Raw genomic sequence first — 19,988 nt, forward strand, 5'->3', positions numbered from 1 at the left:
GAATGAGCATGTTGAAGAAATGGAGGCAATTTTCCCTGATTCTACTGTTTGGATAGTGGATGGAGAGTTGTTTTCATGGTATGGTAGTAGGTTGCGGTTTACGTCCGACTATCTCTTACAGCTTTTGCAAAAAATTAATTGTCATTCTTAAATAATAAGAAGATTAGATTTTGTAATTATCTAGAAATTCCTTATTTTTGCAGACCGAAATACTTAAGGTTATGCTTTATTTAATAAAGCTTTAAAAATCTCAGGTTTTTCTGAAATAATCCTAATGATGCGGATGTGGCGTAATTGGTAGCCGCACCAGACTTAGGATCTGGCGCTTCACGGCGTGGGGGTTCGAGTCCCTTCATCCGCACATATTAATTCCTCGGCTACAAACCGGGGAATTTTTGTATAAACTAAAACGACATAAAACTCAGAAAATGAACATTACACAGGACAAAATAGACAATCTGAATTCTGTACTTACTGTAAAGATTAATCCTGAAGATTACAAAGAGCGTGTAGAAAAGGCAGTTAAAGCTCAAGCTAAAAAGGCAAAATTGCCAGGATTCCGTCCCGGAATGGTACCTGCAGCCCACATTAAAAAGATGTATGGTAAAAGTATCCTAGTTGATGAGGTTAATAACATCTTAAACGATACTTTAAGCAACTATATTAGTGAAAATAAATTAGAAGTTTTGGGTCAGCCGCTACCTAAAATCGATGATTCTAAGGATTATAACTGGGATTACAATGATAATTTTGAGTTTGTATATGAATTAGGTCTTGCACCTGAGTTCAATTTAGAATTTACTTCTAAAGATAAACTGACTTATTATCAAGTGAAGGTAGATCCTGAAACCCTAGCGTCTCGTATCACCAATTTGAGAAAAAGCTATGGCAAAATGTCAAATCCTGACGTATCGGCAGATGATGATGTACTGTACTCTGATTTGAAACAATTAGCTGCAGATGGTTCTGTTTTTGAAGGTGGAATTACAGCAACATCTGCTATTCGTTTAGATCAAGTTACTGATTCTAAAATCAAGAAATCGCTAATTGGTTTAAAGAAGGAAGATGTATTAGAAATAGATATTCAAAAAGCCTTTGATGGCAATTTAACGATCATTTCTAAAGTATTAAATATTGAGGAAGAAGATGCTCATGACTTGAAATCTAAATTCCAATTAACGGTAAAAAATATCAACCGTTTAGAAGAAGGTGATTTAAATCAAGAGTTCTTTGATAAACTTTTCGGTGCAGATGTTGTTAAATCTGAAGACGAGTTTAAAGAAAAAATTAGAGAAGAGCTTGAAAGCATGATGGTTCAAAATGCAGACCAAAAGCTTCAGGGTGATATGCTTCAATTTGGTTTAGATAAAACGAAATTAAGTCTTCCAGATGATTTCTTAAAGCGTTGGTTAAAAGCTACTAACGAGAAATTAAGTGATGAGGAATTGGAAAAAGGTTATGATGATTTTGCTCGTAATTTACGTTGGACTTTAATTGAAAATAAGATTATCAAGGATAATAAACTAGAGATCAAATACGAAGAAGTTTTTGCAGCTGCTAAAAACCGCTTAGATTCTCAGTTTAGAATGTATAGTCCGCAGCCACTCTCTGAAGAGCAACTCGGACAATATACGGCGCAGTTTTTGCAGAATAAAGAAAATGCGAACCGAATTTTTGAAGAGGTAAAAGGACAGCATGTATTTGAATATCTAAAAGGTGTTGTTACCTTAGATAAAAAAGATATTCAGTACAATAAATTCTTGGAATTGAAATAAGCGAATTGTTTTTGGTCTTATTCATTCCATTTATTTTGATTTTTCGTTTGCTACAATAAAATAAATGTTAACCTAATAATTAGAATATATCAAAATGAACATTGATAAGAACGAATTCAGAAAATATGCGGTTAAACATCATCGCATCGGAAGTCAGCATGTAGACAGCTTTATTGGCAGAGTTCAAAATGCGTCTATTCCTACTTCTATGACTCCTTACATCATCGAAGAGCGTCAGTTGAACGTGGCACAGATGGATGTTTTCTCTCGCTTGATGATGGATAGAATCATCTTTTTAGGAGATGCTGTTCATGAAGGTATTGCAAATATCATTCAGGCTCAGTTATTATTCCTTCAATCAACAGACGCTAAGAGAGATATTCAAATTTATATCAATTCTCCTGGTGGCTCCGTTTATGCTGGATTAGGTATTTATGATACCATGCAATACATCACTCCAGATGTGGCAACAATTTGTACAGGTATGGCTGCTTCTATGGCTGCAGTATTGCTTTGTGCAGGTACTAAAGGAAAAAGAGCCGCATTGCCTCACTCAAGAGTAATGATTCATCAGCCATCAGGTGGTGCTCAGGGGGTTGCTTCTGACATGGAAATCAATCTTCGTGAGATGCTGAAGCTTAAAAAAGAGCTTTATGATATCATTGCTAAACATTCTGGTCAAACCTATGAGTGGGTTGAGCGTGCTTCTGATCGTGATTACTGGATGATAGCTGGTGAAGCTAAGGATCATGGTATGATTGATGAAGTTTTAATTGGAACTCGAGATAAATAAAAATGAGTAAGGGAAATAAAGATGTTAAATGTTCATTCTGCGGATCTGGCAAGCAGGATACTCTCATGCTGATTGCTGGCCTAGATGCTCACATTTGTGATAAATGTGTTACTCAGGCTAATCAAATCCTTGCGGAAGAACTTAATGTCCGTAAAACTAAGTCTAGTCAGACTATTGAAACCCTACTCAAGCCAATAGAGATTAAAACTCATCTTGATCAATATGTTATCGGTCAGGATCAAGCAAAGAAAATTCTGTCTGTAGCTGTTTACAATCACTATAAGCGTCTAAACCAAAAAGTTGGTAAAGATGAAGTTGAGATTGAAAAGTCGAACATAATTATGGTTGGCGAAACAGGAACTGGGAAAACTTTACTCGCTAAAACCATTGCCAAAGTATTAAATGTTCCTTTTTGTATTTGTGATGCTACCGTTTTAACGGAGGCTGGATACGTAGGGGAGGATGTAGAGAGTATTCTTACACGCTTGCTTCAGGCAGCTGATTATGATGTTAATTCTGCAGAACGTGGCATCGTTTACATCGATGAGGTGGATAAAATTGCCCGTAAGAGTGATAATCCATCCATAACTCGTGATGTTTCTGGTGAAGGTGTTCAGCAAGCTTTGTTGAAGATTTTAGAAGGAACTATCGTGAATGTTCCGCCGCAAGGTGGAAGAAAACACCCCGATCAAAAAATGATTCCAGTAAACACCAACAATATATTATTCATTTGTGGTGGTGCTTTTGATGGGATTGAGAAGAAAATCGCTAATAGATTACGTACCCAAACGGTTGGTTATAAGGTAGAAAAGGATGATTTTGAAATTGACCTTAAAAATCTTTATAAATACATTACACCACAAGATTTAAAAGCTTTCGGTTTAATTCCTGAATTAATTGGTAGACTTCCTGTGATTACGCATCTTAATCCATTGGATAGGGAAACGTTATTAAATATCCTTACAGAACCAAGAAATTCATTGATTAAGCAGTACAAAAAGCTGTTTGAATATGAAAATGTAAATCTTGAATTTGAAAAAGATGTGATGGAGTTCATTGTAGATAAGGCCATGGAATTTAAATTAGGAGCTAGGGGACTCAGGTCCATTTGTGAAGCAATCATGATTGATGCCATGTATGAAACACCCTCGGGAAAAACAGCCAAGGACTTATTAATAAGTTTGGATTATGCCAAGGATAAATTTGAAAAATCTGATCTTAAGAAATTAAAAGTTGCATAAAAAAGGCCCCGATTCAATCGGGGTTTTTTGTACAATAAAAAATAAAATATGAGAAAAAAACAAGAACCAATAGTTCAAGCCCCTGTTGTGGCAAAAAAAACGAATGATGTTGAAAGCCCTGTAAAATCGGGATTGAAAAACAAAACCGATATTGTTAATAATTGGCTGCCACGCTATACCGGTCGACCATTGGCAGAGTTCAGCCGGTTTATTTTACTAACTAATTTCTCAAAATACTTACATCTTTTTTCGGAGTGGAATGATAATGCTCCAATCATTGGTCTAGATAAACCAATGCAAAGTGTTTCCGCAAATGGAATTACACTGATCAATTTCGGAATGGGAAGCCCTATGGCAGCAACCATGATGGATTTGCTAACCGCTATTCAACCACAAGCAGTTTTGTTTTTGGGTAAGTGTGGTGGACTAAAAAAGAAGAATAAAATTGGAGATTTGATCTTGCCAATTGCCGCCATTCGTGGTGAGGGTACCTCAAACGATTACCTTCCTGCTGAAGTCCCAGCACTACCAGCCTTCGCTCTGCAGAAAGCTATTTCAACAACTATTCGTGATCATTCACGTGATTATTGGACAGGAACAGTTTATACTACTAACCGCCGTGTTTGGGAGCATGATAAAGGTTTTAAAAAGTATTTAAAAACCTTACGTGCCATGGCTGTAGATATGGAAACAGCAACAATTTTCACTACGGGCTTTGCAAATAAAATTCCAACAGGAGCCTTATTATTGGTTTCCGATCAGCCTATGATTCCAGAAGGTGTTAAAACCGCTGAAAGCGATTCAAATGTAACCGAACAATATGTTGAAACGCACTTGAGAGTTGGAATCGATTCGCTTAAACAATTGATTAACAATGGATTAACTGTAAAACACTTGAAATTTTAATATTTAAATAAATGTAATTACGTAGAGACGCACGGCCGTGCGTCTCTAAAATTATTTCATGCAGTAGAGACACACGGCCGTGTGTCTCTAAAATTATTTCATGTAAATGAGACGCACGGCGGTGCGTCCCTACAATAATTTCATGCAGTAGAGACACACTGCCGTGTGTCTCTACAATAATTTTATGTAAATGAGACGCACGGCCGTGCGTCTCTACTAAAATTCGTATTTTTGCATTATGTGGTATAATAATATTCTTGAAACCATAGGAAATACTCCTTTGGTAAAACTGAACAATATAACGAAGGGTGTTAAAGCTACGGTTTTAGCAAAAATCGAAACTACCAATCCTGGTAATTCTATAAAAGATAGGATGGCTTTGAAGATGATTGAAGTTGCGGAGCGCAGTGGTATTTTGAAGCCAGGCGGGACAATTATCGAAGGTACGTCGGGTAACACAGGTATGGGTTTGGCAATGGCAGCCATTATCAAGGGTTATAAATGTATTTTTACTACTACAGATAAACAATCGAAAGAAAAAGTAGATGCTTTGCGTGCTTTTGGTGCCGAGGTAATTGTTTGCCCTACAAACGTAGAACCTGAAGATCCAAGATCATATTATTCTGTTTCTTCACGACTTGAGCGTGAAGTTCCCAATTCCTGGAAGCCTAATCAATATGATAATTTATCGAATTCTTTGGCGCATTATGAACAAACAGGACCAGAAATTTGGGCACAAACAGAGGGTAAAATTACCCATCTAGTTGTTGGCGTAGGTACTGGCGGAACGATTTCTGGTACTGGAAGATATTTAAAGGAGAAGAATCCAAATATTAAAATTTGGGGTATTGATACCTATGGGTCTGTATTCAAAAAATATAAAGAAACAGGCATTTTTGATAAAAATGAGATTTACCCATACATTACTGAAGGTATTGGTGAAGATTTCTTGCCGCAAAATGTGGATTTTAACGTAATTGATCGATTTGAGAAAGTAACAGACAAGGATGCGGCTTTAATGACACGTGATATTGCAAGGAAAGAAGGAATATTTGCTGGGAATTCTGCGGGATCGGCACTTGCGGGACTCATGCAAATGAAAGATGAGCTTAAAGAAAGTGATGTTGTAGTAATTATTTTCCATGATCATGGATCAAGATACATGGCTAAAATGTATAATGAAGATTGGTTAAGGGAGCGTGGTTTCTTAGAAGATGAAAAATTAACTGCTAAGTCGATTTTGACAAAACGTGGCCGACAAGAAATTGTGACTATAGATTGTGAGCAATCTGTTTTACAGGCAATTAACACAATTAAATCCTTAAATATTTCTCAAATTCCGGTAACTCAAAAAGGAATGGTTGTAGGTAAAATTACTGAAAGCGATATTTTAAGTGCTGTTTTAGAAAATCCTGCTCTTCGTTCAGGTAGTGTTAAAGATATCATGACCGCCTCATTTCCTTTTGTTGATTTGAATACTTCGATTGATAAAATTACTTCTATAATCAACAAGGAAAATATGGCTGTTTTAGTGGAGGATGGGAATGGTAATATTGAGATTATTACTCAGTATGATATTATTAATGCTATTTCAGGATAATAAATCTTTTGATTTTCTATGTGAGCGAGGATTTATTGTTAATCCACCAGCAGCTACCCTAGCTAAATAAATTTTTTAGTATTTGGATTATTTCTTACAATCCTTGATTTTACAAAGCCTTTGAATTTTTGTCTGGCCAATGCATTTATTAGGAATGGGGCCGTATGCTAAAATGAGCTTATCATAAAGTAAAATACGGGTATTTTCGAGTGTAATAGACTGATTTTGAGTATCTGTGCTGCTAAATTTGACCTTGATTAAATTGATTCTGTTTTTCGTCAGGAAGCAATTTTAATAGTTTTTTTCTCAAATTTCATATATAAATCAATGAATTACTAGAAAAGAATAATCTCTCCCTTTAGAGATGACGCTTATTATTTAGCCAATTATTAACTATATATGAAACCTATAAATTGCTTTATTTCTAGTGACCTTTAGCGGTCGCATCAATCCTTCTAATATCTGCTCCTAAAGCTCTTAATCGCTCATCAATGTCTTGGTAGCCACGTTCAATTTGTTCGATATTATAAATAATTGAGGTGCCTTGTGCAGAAAGGGCAGCGATTAATAAAGAAACTCCTGCTCTGATATCTGGAGAGGTCATTTCTATGCCCCGAAGTCTAACTTTTTTATCAAGACCGATAACTGTTGCACGATGTGGATCACATAAAATAATCTGCGCGCCCATGTCAATTAGCTTATCGACAAAGAAAAGCCGACTTTCAAACATTTTTTGGTGAATTAATACATTCCCTTTGGCTTGAGTAGCAACAACGAGCATAATACTCAATAAATCTGGTGTAAATCCAGGCCAAGGAGCATCAGCAATAGTCATAATTGAACCATCAATAAATGTTTCAACTTCATATGATTTTTGTGCAGGAATGAAAATATCATCGCCTCGCAATTCAAGTTTTATTCCAAGCTTTTTGAATACCTCGGGAATCATCCCAAGTTCTTGAAATTGAACATTTTTAATAGTGATTTCAGACTCAGTCATGGCTGCTAGTCCGATGAATGACCCAATTTCAATCATATCAGGCAAGAGACGGTGTTCAGTCCCACCCAGCTTTGTCACTCCTTCAATTTTTAGAAGGTTTGAACCTACACCTGTAATGTTAGCTCCCATACGATTGAGCATTTTGCACAATTGTTGAAGGTATGGTTCGCATGCAGCATTGTAAATAGTAGTTGTTCCTTTGGCTAAAACTGCTGCCATAACCACGTTTGCTGTACCAGTTACAGAGGCTTCATCTAAAAGGATATAAGCACCTTGAAGATTACTTGCATCTACATTAAAGAAATCGGTTTTCTTATCGTAAATAAATTTGGCTCCTAATTTTTCGAAACCTAAAAAGTGGGTATCTAGCCTTCTGCGACCAATTTTGTCGCCTCCAGGTTTAGGTATTGCGGCTTTTCCGAATCGAGCTAGGAGCGGACCAACAATCATAATAGACCCTCTTAGGCTACCACCTTTAGATCTAAAGGTCTCAGATTTGAAAAATTCAAGATTTATATTTTTTGCTTCAAAGGTATAGGTGTCTTTGCTTAAACGCTCCACTTTTACCCCTAAATCGCCTATGAGTTCGATTAGTTTATTCACGTCCTTGATGTCGGGAATATTACTAATCGTGATTTTTTCTTCAGTAAGAAGTACTGCTGAAATAATTTGTAATGCTTCGTTTTTTGCTCCCTGAGGAATAATTTCGCCTTTTAGAGGCTTACCACCAACAATTTCAAATGCGTTCATCTGTACTGATATGTTTTAAATAATAGATTTTATAATTGGGAAAGCGCTAATTTACAAAAACTAGTTTTTGTTCCTTAAATAAATTAGAATTGTCTTATAATATTTGATAATCTGTGAATGTAAAATTCACATTTTTAGTATCTTTTACTACCTTGATTATTAGTTCTTTGACGATTAGAACCAGGGTTATTACGATTCGTATTTTGTCGCCCTTTATTTTGATTAGAATTTCTTTGTCTGCTAGGTGAGACAACCTGACGCACATCTACACGTTGAAGATTTACATTTTCTTCCAATTGCAATGCTCCATTGGACATTTCACGAAGGTCTTTAATGATGGTTTCATCAGCAACACTATCCTTATTCCAGGTTACGTAAGCCATTTTCATGAAATTAGCAATCGACTGAACCATAGCTTGTTTTTTTTCTGGTTCTTCAATAGCCTTGGCTTTGCTGATCATTAATTCAACAGTTTTTCCATAATGCTTGTATTTTATCCTTTGTTGTGGGTAGGATAAAGGAGCAGGTTTAAATCTGATGGCATCCTCAGATGGTTTTGGATAGGGTGAATCAACATCAATCTTAAAATCAGAGATGATGTGTAAATGATCCCACAATTTATGTTTAAAATCGGCCACATCACGCAAATGAGGGTTTAAAAAACCCATTAAATCGATCACTACCTGAGCATAACGATTTCTCTCATCTTTGGTAGGTAAATCCACAATATATTTAACCATATTTTGAACATTACGTCCATATTCGGCCAATATTAATTTTTTCCTGGTGGTATTATAATCGAATGTCATTGTTATTTTTTTATTTCGCAGAACAAATATGCGGTTTAAATGCGTTATTACGCGATTTTGATTTTATTTTATAATTCTCAATTTAGCAAATTTTAACAATAATTGCTTCTGTCCTAAATCTTTAAAGAAAATTGTTGCTTTTAAGTCGGGTTTATTGCCTTCCATATTGATTACTTTCCCAAATCCGAAGCGTTCATGTTCCACTTCCATTCCGACTTGTAATCCGGAGGTGTCTGACGGACTAAAGCCTTCACTTGGAACGTGTGCTTTGGGTAAAATAGAGCTCGTTCTTGGCATTGATGCTGGCTTTGGCTTGCTAAACATTTCCTTTTGCTGCCATGGCGATTTATCTTCATCGCCGAAAGGATTATCTGATTTTTTCTGCTGAGGCTTAAAATCAAGCTCCAGAAAACGAGCATCAATTTCTTCAATAAAACGACTTGGTTCACAGCTGGTTAAAGTCCCCCAGCGATAACGCGATGTAGCATAGGAAAGATTCAGTTTTTTTCCGGCACGGGTAATCGCCACATAAAACAATCTACGTTCTTCTTCTAAATCTGTTCTAGAGCTCAAGGACATTTGTGAAGGGAACAAGTTTTCTTCAAGTCCCACAACAAAAACATTGTCAAACTCTAATCCCTTTGCCGAATGGATAGTCATTAATGAAACGGTATCAGCATCGGGGTTTTTATCATTATCATCGTTAGTAAGAAGTGCAATATCCTGCATGAAAATATCGAGACTTCGCTCCTCAATATCCTCACGCTCACTAAATTCTTTGATACCGTTCAATAATTCCTGAATATTTTCATACCTGCTCAACCCTTCCACAGATTTATCGGAATAAAGCTCCTTTAAAATGGTTGAATGTTGGGCAATATGAAGTGCTGTATCATAGGCCGAATGAGTTTTGGTCATTACCTGAAAGCTCTGTATTAACACAGCAAAATTTGCTACAGCAGTCGAACTACGCGAATCCAAATAGCTGTGGGCATTGCAAATTACATCCCAAATGCTTATATTATGTTGATCAGCGGCAATCATGATGCGCTCAATGCTGGTATCTCCAATTCCACGACGTGGATAATTGATAATACGTTTTATTGCCTCCTCGTCATTCGGATTAAATGTTACGCGGAAATAAGCAATCAGGTCTTTAATCTCTTTCCTTTGGTAAAAGGATAGTCCGCCGTAAATTTTATAAGGCACATTTAACTTTCTAAGCGCCTCTTCCATCGCTCTTGATTGTGCATTTGTGCGATATAAAATCGCAAAATCATGATATTTAGATCCTTTAAGAGCTTGTTCTTGGGCAATTCCTTCCGCAACTATTTTCCCCTCTTCGTTATCACTAAAAGCGCGACTAACCTTTATTTTATCGCCCTCCTCATTATCCGAAAAGACTGATTTTTTAAGCTGGTTTTTATTATTGGCGATGATGCTGTTCGCTACCTTAACAATGTTTTGTGTAGAGCGATAGTTTTGCTCCAATTTATAGACTTTTAAGTCCGGATAATCTTTTTCAAAATTCAGAATGTTCTGAATATTAGCCCCACGAAAGGCATAAATACTCTGCGCATCATCCCCAACAACACAAATGTTTTCATTATTGGCAGCAAGCTTTTTTACAATGAGGTATTGTGAGTAATTGGTATCCTGATACTCATCTACCATCAAATACTTGAACTTATTTTGGTATTTATATAAAACTTCTGGATGCTCTTTTAATAACACATTGGTCTTGTAAAGTAAATCATCAAAGTCCATTGCACCCGCTTTAAAGCATCTCTGAGCATAAATTTGATAGATTTCGCCAATGCTGCCCCGTCCCGTTGAAAAATCTTCAGCCTGAATTTGCGCATTTTGTAGATAGGCCGCAGGTGACAATAAATTATTTTTAGAAGATGAAATACGATTGTAAACAAAATTTACATTGTAGAGCTTTTCATCTAACTGCTTTTCTTTAACAATTGCACGTAGCAGACTTTTGCTATCGTCGGTATCGTAAATGGTGAAATTACTTGGGTAGCCAATCTTTTCAGATTCTACTCTTAAAAGCTTAGCAAAAACTGAGTGGAATGTTCCCATCCATATATTTTTGGCTTCGGTTCCCACAACTTTCATGATACGCTCACGCATCTCTTTAGCCGCCTTGTTGGTGAAAGTTAGAACAAGAATATTGAATGGATCAACCTCCTTTTTGATCAAGTGAGCCACACGATAAGTTATTACACGTGTCTTTCCTGATCCTGCTCCCGCAACTATCATCACCGGTCCTTCGGTTTGCTCAACTGCCGCACGCTGCGAAGGATTTAATCCATCTAAATAATCCAAAATCTACTCCTGTTTTTAATCTGCTAAATTAATAAAGAGATTTGAGATTTAGGGATTTGATGCTCAAGAATTTATCCACGATGACTTGCTATTTTTATTGTAAAAATAGGCTTTCGAATTCCTTAAATGCAGAATAATTAGCCAAAATCTTTAAATAATATCTTTTAAATTAATATTTTATCTTTAATCTAAAAATTAATTTTACCTTCGGTTTGGCTTTCGATTAATCGGAGACTTTTCGGGGTTTTATCTCTGTAGAAATTGATAATGTTTTGCTGTGCTGGAAAATTCTTAAACAAGATGCTGTTTTTAATTTCTGCAGTTTTAGGTGCAGGAATATTTACTGCTTCAATATAAATCCAGGCTACATCTTCCTCAATTTCATATCCTAAGTAATTTAGTGCTATTTTTTTTTCATTGATATAAATATCGGTATGTTCTAAAATGTACCTCCCAACTAATTTATTCAGTTCTTCTTTATTGGCAGGTTTTAAAAAGTTGATTTTACTTTTGGAGTATTCATTTAGTTCAACTTCTAAATCATCCCAAAATATTTTTTCAGATATTTCAAGCGATTTTTTAGCAGCATTATATTTTATTTCTGTCATGCTGATATGAAAGGGATGAAGGGTTAAATTGACTCCCATTGGCTTGAGAGGCGTGCCTGCATCGAGCTGATTTATTGCCAAGATCATTAAAAAGACAAGCAAAAAATACTTTTTTAACATATTACATTTAATTTGATGCAAATTAACCAATTTTATCGATGTTTATTTTTTCAATTCTTAAATAAAATTCTCAAATGAATCAGTTTGAATTATATTTTGGCTTAGGGGTATCGCATATTCTTGATATAGAGGGGTATGATCATATTCTTTTTGTAATAGCCTTATGCACCATTTATACTTTTGTAGATTGGCGAGAAATCTTGGTTTTAGTTACTGCTTTTACCATCGGTCATTCATTAACCCTTGCCTTAGCCACATTGAAATTTATTTCTGTCAATGCATCATTAATAGAGTTTTTAATTCCCGTGACTATTGCCATTACTTCCGCATCAAATTTGCTAAATACTCATCCCAAAAATGAAAGGGCTATTTCTTTAAATTATTTTTTCGCCTTATTTTTTGGATTAATTCACGGATTAGGCTTTTCAAATTTTTTAAAATCATTATTAGGAAAGGAGAGCTCTATTTTAGAACCTTTGCTTGCTTTTAATTTGGGATTGGAGCTTGGTCAAATAGTGATTGTAATCGCATTTTTAACCCTGACTTATATCTTAATTAATTTGTTGAAAATCAGACAAAAGCTTTGGATTCAAATAGTATCGATTATTGTTTTCCTGGTATCTATTTATTTAATTTTTGAAGCTAAATTTTGGTAAAAATCTAGTGATAATCACTTATATGTAAAATATCAATTTTGTTTGAAATTTAAATAATGTACATTTAGCTTTAAATTTAAAATTTATTAGCCAATTTATTCCAAGAATTCTTTTTTAGGGTTCAACGGGATTAAATTTAATTTATCAAAAATGACTAGAAAATTATTTCTTCTTTGTATCGGGTTTTTATGCTCTGTATCGGTTTTTGCTCAGTGGTCTGAACAAAATCATGCCGAAAGATTCGAACAATTGGGTCCGATGTTACGTTCCCCAAATGTGTATCGTACTGCATCTGGAGCACCAGGGCACATGTATTGGCAGCAAAAAGCTGACCATGACATTACTGTCGAGCTTAATGATGATAATCAGTCTATAAAAGGCTGGCAGAAAGTTACCTATTACAATAATTCCCCAGATCCTCTGAATTATTTATGGATTCAGCTTGATCAAAATGAGCGTGCTAAAGATTCAAATACTCCTAAAATTGCCGAAAGTAGAATTAGTCCTAGAATGTCGATGGGGCAATTGCAGTCCATTTTATACCACGACCAAGATTTAGGCTATAAAATTATCTATGTGAAAGATATGGCAGGTAAGGATATTCCTGTAACTATCAATCAAACAATGATGCGCATGGATTTAGCTACACCTTTAAAGCCAGGTCAGAAAATGGAGTTTACTATGGAGTGGACTTTCAATATTCATGATCGTGTGAGTTTCTTGGGTGGAAGACCAGGTTACGAATATTTCGAAAAAGATGGTAACTATCTTTATACAATGGCTGAGTGGTTCCCACGTATGGCCGTTTATTCTGATTTTCAAGGATGGCAACATAAACAATTTGTTGGTAGAGGCGAGTTTGCTTTAACTTTTGGAGATTATAAAGTGAAAATTACTGTGCCAGCTGATCATATGGTTGGTTCAACAGGTGTACTTCAAAATGCTAAACAAGTTTTAAGTGCTACTGAGTTTGAGCGTTGGGAAAAAGCAAAAAGAACTTATGATAAACCGGTAATTATCCGTACACAGTCAGAGGCTGAGAAATTGGAAAAAGCCAGAGCTAAAGACAAGAAAACTTGGATTTATCATGCTCAAAATGTGAGAGATTTCGCTTGGACTTCTTCTCGTAAGTTTATTTGGGATGCCATGGCGGTTAAACAAACTGGTAGCGATGTAATGGCAATGTCTTATTATGGTAAAGAAGGAAATCCTTTGTGGGAGCAATATTCAACTCGTGTAGTAGCTCATACCATTAAGTCATACGGTTCTCGCACTTTTGATTATCCATATCCAGTTGCAATTTCTGTAGAAGCTTCAAATGGTATGGAATACCCTATGATTTGCTTTAATTATGGTCGCCCAGATGCTGATGGAACTTATTCAGATGCTATTAAATACGGCATGATTTCAGTAATTATACATGAGGTAGGTCATAATTTCTTCCCAATGATTGTAAATTCTGATGAGCGTCAATGGAGCTGGATGGATGAGGGTTTGAACACCTTTATGCAATACATGGCAGAACAAGAGTGGGATAGAAATTACCCTTCAAGTAGAGGCCCTGCACACAAAATTGTTCCATACATGAGAAGTGAAAAGCATTTGCTTGAGCCAATCATGACCAATTCAGAGAATATCATTCAGTTTGGTCCTAATGCTTATGCAAAACCTGCAACTGCATTAAATATCTTACGTGAAACCGTAATGGGACGTGAATTATTTGATTATGCATTTAAACAATATGCTCAACGCTGGATGTTTAAACACCCAACACCAGATGATTTATTCCGTACTCTAGAAGATGCTTCTTCAGTGGATTTAGATTGGTTTTGGAGAGGTTGGTTTATGGGTACAGAGCCTGTTGATATTTCGGTAGAAAGTGCAAAATGGTATAAGCTAGATAATCGTACTCCTAAAGAAAAGAAGGCTGATGATAAAAAAGCATTTGATCGTGAAGCTAGTTCAATTAGTACCATCAATAACCAAAAGGATATCCCTCAAACAGTATTAGAGGCTGATCCTGCAACCCGCGATTTTTATAATTCATATAATCCATTTACCGTTACTCCGGATGATGAAAAAGCTTATGCTGATTTTATGAGTCGCCTTTCTCCTAAAGAGAAGGAAATGATTAATAGCGGATTGAATTTCTATGAACTTAAATTCAGAAATGTTGGTGGATTAGTGATGCCATTAATCATTCAATTTAATTTTGTAGACGGTACTTCAGAAATCAAACGTATTCCTGCTGAAATTTGGAGATTAAACGAATGGGAAGTTTCAAAGGTTTTTGCGTTTAACAAAGAAGTGAAAGGTATTGTACTTGACCCAATTCGTGAGACGGCTGATATTAACGAAGAGAATAACTACTGGCCACGTCAATTTAGTCCGAGTAGATTTGAACTTTTCAAAGGTGTTGGCGGACCAAGAGGAAGCTCTAGCGGTGCTATGAGTCCGATGAAAAAAGCAAAGGCTGGAAATAAATAGTCTTTTTAAAATTAAAACATCAAAGCCTGAATGAATAAAATCGTTCAGGCTTTTTTATGCTATTGAGCCAAATCGAAAAAGACTTAGTAAAAATATTTAATATATTAATTTAAAAGAATTATATTATTTTTTAAATTAATATTGTGGGTTTTTAGCTTCTATGTTTATTAATATTTGGTCAAATTTATATTCCTTGTTTAAGGCTAAACATAGATTTATATCTTTGTATCAAAACCAATTGTATGCAAGAAATTAGAAAATACGTTAACGAGAATAAGCAACGTTTTTTAGACGAGCTTTTCGAACTACTTCGCTTTCCATCAATCAGTGCGGATCAGAAATATAAGGATTCCATGCTTAAAACTGCTGAGTTTGTTGCCGATAAGTTAAAGCATGCGGGCGCCGATTCAGTAGAAATTTGTCCTACTGCTGGATATCCCATTGTTTATGGTGAGAAAATTATTGATCCTACACTTCCTACTGTGCTTGTGTATGGACATTATGATGTTCAACCACCAGATCCATTAGACTTATGGGAAACTCCGCCATTTGAGCCTACCATTCGTGATGAAAAGATTTATGCACGTGGAGCTTGCGATGATAAGGGTCAATTTTATATGCATGTGAAAGCTTTTGAGTTGATGATGAGCACTAAGACCTTGCCTTGTAATATTAAGTTTATGATTGAGGGTGAGGAAGAAGTGGGATCGAGCAATCTTGGAATTTTTGTCAATGCAAATAAGGAGCGTTTAAAGGCTGATGTAGTTCTAATTTCAGATACTTCAATGATTAGTTTGGAGCATCCATCATTAGAAACGGGACTTCGTGGTTTATCTTATGTAGAAGTAGAAGTTACTGGTCCTAATCGTGATTTGCATTCTGGTGTTTATGGAGGAGCAGTTGCCAATCCTGCAACTATTCTAGCCAAGCTAATTGCTTCTATGCATGATGAAAATAATCACATTACCATTCCTGGTTTTTATGATGATGTTTTAGAGCTGAGTGCTGAAGAGCGCGAAATGCTTAATAAAGCGCCTTACAATGAAAATGAATATAAAATCGACCTGAAAGTTGATGAATTATGGGGTGAAAAGGGTTATACTACCATTGAGCGTACCGGAACTCGTCCTACTTTAGAAGTGAATGGCATTTGGGGTGGTTATATCGGCGAAGGTGCTAAAACGGTATTGCCATCAAAGGCTTATGCAAAGATTTCGATGCGTTTAGTCCCAAACCAGCAATCAGACAAAATCACGAAATTGTTCAAGGATCACTTCGAAAGCATTGCTCCTAAAAGTGTAAAAGTAAAGGTTTGTCCGCATCATGGTGGTGAGCCCGTAGTTACACCTACAGATAGTATCGCTTACAAAGCTGCCCAAAAGGCAATTTTAGAATCATTTGGTAAGGAGCCTATTCCAACTCGTGGTGGTGGAAGTATTCCGATTGTAGCTTTATTTGAGAAAGAATTAGGAATTAAGACCGTTTTAATGGGATTTGGCTTGGATAGTGATAATCTACATTCACCAAATGAGAAATATGATATCGCTAATTTCTATAAGGGAATTGAAACCATTCCACTTTTCCACAAATATTTTGCTGAGTTAAGCAAGTAATCTTAATTGTAGATTAATCCAGGTAAAATTTACCTGGATTAATTTTTTATACCTGCCACATCTCACAGGTTTTCAAGAAATTATCATCTGCATCTGCTCCAATACCTGGTGTATCTGGAATATCCAAGAAATAACCTTCATAAGTCACACCACCTGTAACAGGATCTATTAAATGTCCTAATAAACAGGTATCGAGGTCGAAATATTTGATATTGGGACAAGCATAAGCGAAATGTAGGTTAGCACTTAGTGCAATTCTACTTTCGAGCATGCTGCCAATCATACAGGCAATGCCCGCATTTTTTGCTGTTTCATGTATTTTAAGTCCCTCGTTTATTCCACCCGATTTAGCAAATTTTATATTAATAAGGTCGCAGGCATTAGAATTTATAAGTTTACGGGCATCATGATGATTGTAGCAACTTTCATCAGCCATGATCTTAATTCCTGTATTATTTAATAGCTCAGGGAGTAAATCATCGTACCATGTACGCATCGGTTGTTCACAAAATTCAATCTTGAGCGGTTCCATCTCATTTAAACAATATTTCGCTTCTTCATAGTTCCAGCCTTGATTTGCATCTATGCGAATAATCATTTCTTTGCCTATAGCCATTCTTATGGCTCTGATTCGTTCGAGGTCGGCTTCAGGCTTTTTACCAAGCTTGATTTTCAAAATGCTTGCACCTTGTTTTTGGTAAGTGAGTGCAGATTGAACCATTTCTTCCGGAGTGCCAATACCGATGGTCATGTCGGTTTCAATGCTTCTTTTTTTGCCACCTAAATATTTATAAAGCGGTAAATTTTGGTTTTTAGCAGCAAGATCATAGAGGGCCATATCAAAGGCACTTTTTATGGTCGAATTATGTGCGGTATAATTATGTAGATCCTGAATTCTTGCAGGAATATCGAGAGCATCTTTACCTTTCCAAATTTTGGCAAAATCTTTAGCCATTGCTAAGCATGTTTCCTGGGTTTCGCCAACAATCATTGGGAAGGCAGAGCACTCGCCAACGCCATAATGTTGTGAGTCGGTATGTACACGAATGAATACATTTTGTGCATAATCCATGGTGCCAGTAGCAATCACAAAAGGTTCCATCGGAATGCTAAACCTGTAGATATCGATATGAGTAATTTTCATGTCGAAATTTAAGTCTTTATTCTTATTCACAAAACAATTTTTTCAATAAATAAGCCGAATAATTATTGCTTTGATATTATCAGATGCTCCATCTGAAATCATTATTTTTGTGTTTTAATAGAATAAAATGTCAAACAGACTCATCCATCAAACATCGCCCTATCTCTTGCAACATGCCAACAATCCAGTTGATTGGTATCCATGGGGAGAAGAAGCGCTAAACAAAGCAAGAAAGGAAAATAAGCTAATTCTAGTTAGTATAGGATATTCAGCTTGCCATTGGTGCCATGTTATGGAGCATGAAAGCTTTGAAGATCAGGCTGTTGCTGATATTATGAATGAGCACTTTATTTGCATTAAGATTGATCGTGAGGTACGTCCGGATATTGATCAAATTTATATGGATGCGGTACAATTAATGACTGGAAGTGGTGGCTGGCCTTTAAATTGTTTTTGCTTACCCGATCAACGCCCGATTTATGGTGGCACCTATTTTAAGAAGGATGATTGGAAAAATATTCTCAAAAATTTAGCTTCCTATTGGCATGAAAAGCCAGAAGATGCTGTTGGATATGCAGTTAGGCTTACCAACGGAATAAATAAGGGTGAACAACTTATTAAAGTGGAGCAAGAATATTCGTACACCCAAAAGGATGTATCCGATATTTTTGATAATTGGAAGCGCACTTTTGATTTAGTTAATGGAGGTTATAATCGTGCTCCTAAATTTCCCTTGCCTAATAATTGGCAATTTATGTTGCGCTACGCTCATCTTATGAAAGATGATGCGGCGCATATTGCAAGTCGTATAAGCCTTCAGAAAATGGCTTTTGGGGGCATCTACGATCAAATTGGTGGCGGTTTCGCCCGATATTCGGTTGACGGCATTTGGCATATTCCTCATTTTGAGAAAATGCTATACGATAATGCACAGCTCATTTCTCTTTATTCAGAAGCCTATCAATATACACCCGATCCGATTTATAAAAGTGTAGTTTATGAGTGTTTAGAATTTATTGAACGTGAAATGACATCCCCAGAAGGAGCATTTTACTCGGCCATAGACGCCGATAGTGAAGGTGTAGAGGGTAAATTTTATTCTTTTACTAAAGAAGAAATAAAATCTATTTTGGAGGAGGATGAAGAGTTGTTTAGCATTTATTTTCAGCTAACAGAGGAAGGGAATTGGCTTGAAGAGGCGACCAATGTATTTATCAGGAAATTTGAAAATTCCGAAATAGCGGCACAATTGGGGATTAGTGAGGAAGTTTTGGAATATAAAATTAAAGACGCAAAGACGAAGGTTTTGCAGGCTCGTTCTTTACGTATCCGACCGGGATTGGATGATAAAATTCTCGCTTCTTGGAATGGGATGATGTTGAAGGCTTATGCAGATGCTTATCGCGTATTCGCTGAACCTGAATTCCTTAAAAAAGCCCAAAAAAGTTCCCAATTTATTCTTGAGCATTTAATTGTAGATCAAAAATTGGTTCGTGTATATCAAAAAAATCCACAGCAAGAAGAGTCTAATGCAGCTTTCCTGGATGATTACGCCTTGGTGATTGAAGGCTTGATCTCACTTTATGAGGCATGTTTTGATGAAAAATACCTTGAAATTGCAAAAACAATGACAGATCAATCCATTTCTGAATTTTATGATAAGGAAAGCGGAATGTTTTTTTATACTGCTAATTCTGGGGAACAACTCATTGCCCGAAAGCAAGAAATTTTAGACAATGTTATTCCCGCCTCTAATTCAGTGATGGCACATAACCTCTTTAAATTAGGACATTTTTACGATCAAAGTGATTATTTAAGTATATCTGAGCAAATGCTTAGAAATGTGCATGCTCGAATAAAAACCTATGGGTCGGGCTATTCAAATTGGGCTTCATTATTGTTATTACATGTTTTTGGCGTCTATGAGATTGCAATTACTGGTGCCTTAGCGGATTTAAAAAGAAAGGAAATAGAAAAATATTACATTCCTAACAAAATACTTTTGGGAGGTTCTTCAGGAACATTACCTTTGTTAAAAGATAAATGGGATACAGATACAAAAATATATGTGTGCCAAAACAAAACTTGTTTATTACCAGTAGTTGAGGTAATTGACGCAATTAAACAAATCGATAAACCATTACAAGCTTAG

Annotated in this window: 14 protein-coding genes and 1 tRNA gene; 10 read left to right on the top strand and 5 right to left on the bottom strand. The window is 35.9% G+C overall.

Going from position 1 to position 19,988, the window contains the following annotated elements:
* The first annotated feature begins 279 nt into the window (after positions 1-279).
* The 6 genes from ACIQ0D_RS00975 to ACIQ0D_RS01000 all read left to right on the top strand — a co-directional run bounded on the left by ACIQ0D_RS00975 (position 280) and on the right by ACIQ0D_RS01000 (position 6,315).
* Positions 280-361 (top strand) — tRNA-Leu (locus ACIQ0D_RS00975).
* Positions 362-428: 67 nt separating this feature from the next.
* Positions 429-1,775 carry a trigger factor gene (tig, locus tag ACIQ0D_RS00980; protein ID WP_395802219.1) on the top strand — a complete coding sequence of 449 codons (1,347 nt, stop codon included), beginning with the start codon at positions 429-431 and terminating at the stop codon, positions 1,773-1,775.
* Positions 1,776-1,869: 94 nt separating this feature from the next.
* Complete coding sequence (locus ACIQ0D_RS00985) at positions 1,870-2,568, top strand: ATP-dependent Clp protease proteolytic subunit (protein ID WP_291401469.1); 699 nt, start codon at positions 1,870-1,872, stop codon at positions 2,566-2,568.
* Positions 2,569-2,570: 2 nt separating this feature from the next.
* Positions 2,571-3,809, top strand: coding sequence for an ATP-dependent Clp protease ATP-binding subunit ClpX (clpX, locus tag ACIQ0D_RS00990; RefSeq protein WP_395802221.1), 1,239 nt, complete (start codon positions 2,571-2,573; stop codon positions 3,807-3,809).
* A 48-nt stretch (positions 3,810-3,857) separates the two neighbouring features.
* Entirely contained in the window at positions 3,858-4,715 is an 858-nt protein-coding gene (locus ACIQ0D_RS00995; protein WP_395802223.1) for an AMP nucleosidase, read from the top strand.
* A gap of 238 nt (positions 4,716-4,953) precedes the next feature.
* Positions 4,954-6,315 carry a pyridoxal-phosphate dependent enzyme gene (locus ACIQ0D_RS01000; RefSeq protein WP_395802225.1) on the top strand — a complete coding sequence of 454 codons (1,362 nt, stop codon included), beginning with the start codon at positions 4,954-4,956 and terminating at the stop codon, positions 6,313-6,315.
* Between the two features lie 424 nt (positions 6,316-6,739).
* Here the strand turns inward: ACIQ0D_RS01000 and murA are convergent, their stop codons facing one another.
* From murA to ACIQ0D_RS01020, 4 genes are all read right to left on the bottom strand, one after another.
* Positions 6,740-8,065 (bottom strand): UDP-N-acetylglucosamine 1-carboxyvinyltransferase, encoded by a 1,326-nt coding sequence (gene murA / locus ACIQ0D_RS01005; protein WP_395802227.1) that lies wholly within the window; start codon positions 8,063-8,065, stop codon positions 6,740-6,742.
* Positions 8,066-8,199: 134 nt separating this feature from the next.
* The gene (locus ACIQ0D_RS01010; RefSeq protein ID WP_395802229.1) at positions 8,200-8,874 is read right to left on the bottom strand and encodes a DUF4290 domain-containing protein; all 675 of its coding nucleotides are present in this window, start codon (positions 8,872-8,874) and stop codon (positions 8,200-8,202) included.
* A 63-nt stretch (positions 8,875-8,937) separates the two neighbouring features.
* Positions 8,938-11,208 carry an ATP-dependent helicase gene (locus ACIQ0D_RS01015; RefSeq protein ID WP_395802231.1) on the bottom strand — a complete coding sequence of 757 codons (2,271 nt, stop codon included), beginning with the start codon at positions 11,206-11,208 and terminating at the stop codon, positions 8,938-8,940.
* Positions 11,209-11,396: 188 nt separating this feature from the next.
* The gene (locus ACIQ0D_RS01020; protein WP_395802233.1) at positions 11,397-11,936 is read right to left on the bottom strand and encodes a DUF6702 family protein; all 540 of its coding nucleotides are present in this window, start codon (positions 11,934-11,936) and stop codon (positions 11,397-11,399) included.
* 74 nt (positions 11,937-12,010) lie between these two features.
* Between ACIQ0D_RS01020 and ACIQ0D_RS01025 the strand changes: the two genes are divergently transcribed.
* From ACIQ0D_RS01025 to ACIQ0D_RS01035, 3 genes are all read left to right on the top strand, one after another.
* Positions 12,011-12,592, top strand: coding sequence for a HupE/UreJ family protein (locus ACIQ0D_RS01025; RefSeq protein ID WP_395802235.1), 582 nt, complete (start codon positions 12,011-12,013; stop codon positions 12,590-12,592).
* 150 nt (positions 12,593-12,742) lie between these two features.
* Positions 12,743-15,079: a M1 family metallopeptidase gene (locus ACIQ0D_RS01030; protein ID WP_395802237.1), complete on the top strand. Its 2,337-nt coding sequence runs from the start codon at positions 12,743-12,745 to the stop codon at positions 15,077-15,079.
* 242 nt (positions 15,080-15,321) lie between these two features.
* Complete coding sequence (locus tag ACIQ0D_RS01035) at positions 15,322-16,692, top strand: dipeptidase (RefSeq protein WP_395802239.1); 1,371 nt, start codon at positions 15,322-15,324, stop codon at positions 16,690-16,692.
* 46 nt (positions 16,693-16,738) lie between these two features.
* On the opposite strand, the gene ACIQ0D_RS01040 is transcribed toward ACIQ0D_RS01035, so the two are convergent.
* On the bottom strand, positions 16,739-17,836 hold the full coding sequence (locus ACIQ0D_RS01040; protein WP_395802283.1) for a mandelate racemase/muconate lactonizing enzyme family protein: 1,098 nt from the start codon (positions 17,834-17,836) through the stop codon (positions 16,739-16,741).
* A 127-nt stretch (positions 17,837-17,963) separates the two neighbouring features.
* Here ACIQ0D_RS01040 and ACIQ0D_RS01045 point away from each other — a divergent pair, with 127 nt between their 5' ends.
* On the top strand, positions 17,964-19,988 hold the full coding sequence (locus ACIQ0D_RS01045; protein ID WP_395802241.1) for a thioredoxin domain-containing protein: 2,025 nt from the start codon (positions 17,964-17,966) through the stop codon (positions 19,986-19,988).

It is taken from the genome of Daejeonella sp. (genome assembly GCF_044342615.1).
In the GTDB taxonomy this organism is placed as follows: Bacteria; Bacteroidota; Bacteroidia; order Sphingobacteriales; family Sphingobacteriaceae; genus Daejeonella.

Excerpts from the sequence above, each read along its gene's own strand:
- tig (WP_395802219.1), top strand. The coding sequence starts at position 429 with ATGAACATTACACAGGACAAAATAGACAATCTGAATTCTGTACTTACT.
- ACIQ0D_RS00985 (WP_291401469.1), top strand. The coding sequence starts at position 1,870 with ATGAACATTGATAAGAACGAATTCAGAAAATATGCGGTTAAACATCAT.
- clpX (WP_395802221.1), top strand. The coding sequence starts at position 2,571 with ATGAGTAAGGGAAATAAAGATGTTAAATGTTCATTCTGCGGATCTGGC.
- ACIQ0D_RS00995 (WP_395802223.1), top strand. The coding sequence starts at position 3,858 with ATGAGAAAAAAACAAGAACCAATAGTTCAAGCCCCTGTTGTGGCAAAA.
- ACIQ0D_RS01000 (WP_395802225.1), top strand. The coding sequence starts at position 4,954 with ATGTGGTATAATAATATTCTTGAAACCATAGGAAATACTCCTTTGGTA.
- murA (WP_395802227.1), bottom strand. The coding sequence starts at position 8,065 with ATGAACGCATTTGAAATTGTTGGTGGTAAGCCTCTAAAAGGCGAAATT.
- ACIQ0D_RS01010 (WP_395802229.1), bottom strand. The coding sequence starts at position 8,874 with ATGACATTCGATTATAATACCACCAGGAAAAAATTAATATTGGCCGAA.
- ACIQ0D_RS01020 (WP_395802233.1), bottom strand. The coding sequence starts at position 11,936 with ATGTTAAAAAAGTATTTTTTGCTTGTCTTTTTAATGATCTTGGCAATA.
- ACIQ0D_RS01025 (WP_395802235.1), top strand. The coding sequence starts at position 12,011 with ATGAATCAGTTTGAATTATATTTTGGCTTAGGGGTATCGCATATTCTT.
- ACIQ0D_RS01030 (WP_395802237.1), top strand. The coding sequence starts at position 12,743 with ATGACTAGAAAATTATTTCTTCTTTGTATCGGGTTTTTATGCTCTGTA.
- ACIQ0D_RS01035 (WP_395802239.1), top strand. The coding sequence starts at position 15,322 with ATGCAAGAAATTAGAAAATACGTTAACGAGAATAAGCAACGTTTTTTA.
- ACIQ0D_RS01040 (WP_395802283.1), bottom strand. The coding sequence starts at position 17,836 with ATGAAAATTACTCATATCGATATCTACAGGTTTAGCATTCCGATGGAA.
- ACIQ0D_RS01045 (WP_395802241.1), top strand. The coding sequence starts at position 17,964 with ATGTCAAACAGACTCATCCATCAAACATCGCCCTATCTCTTGCAACAT.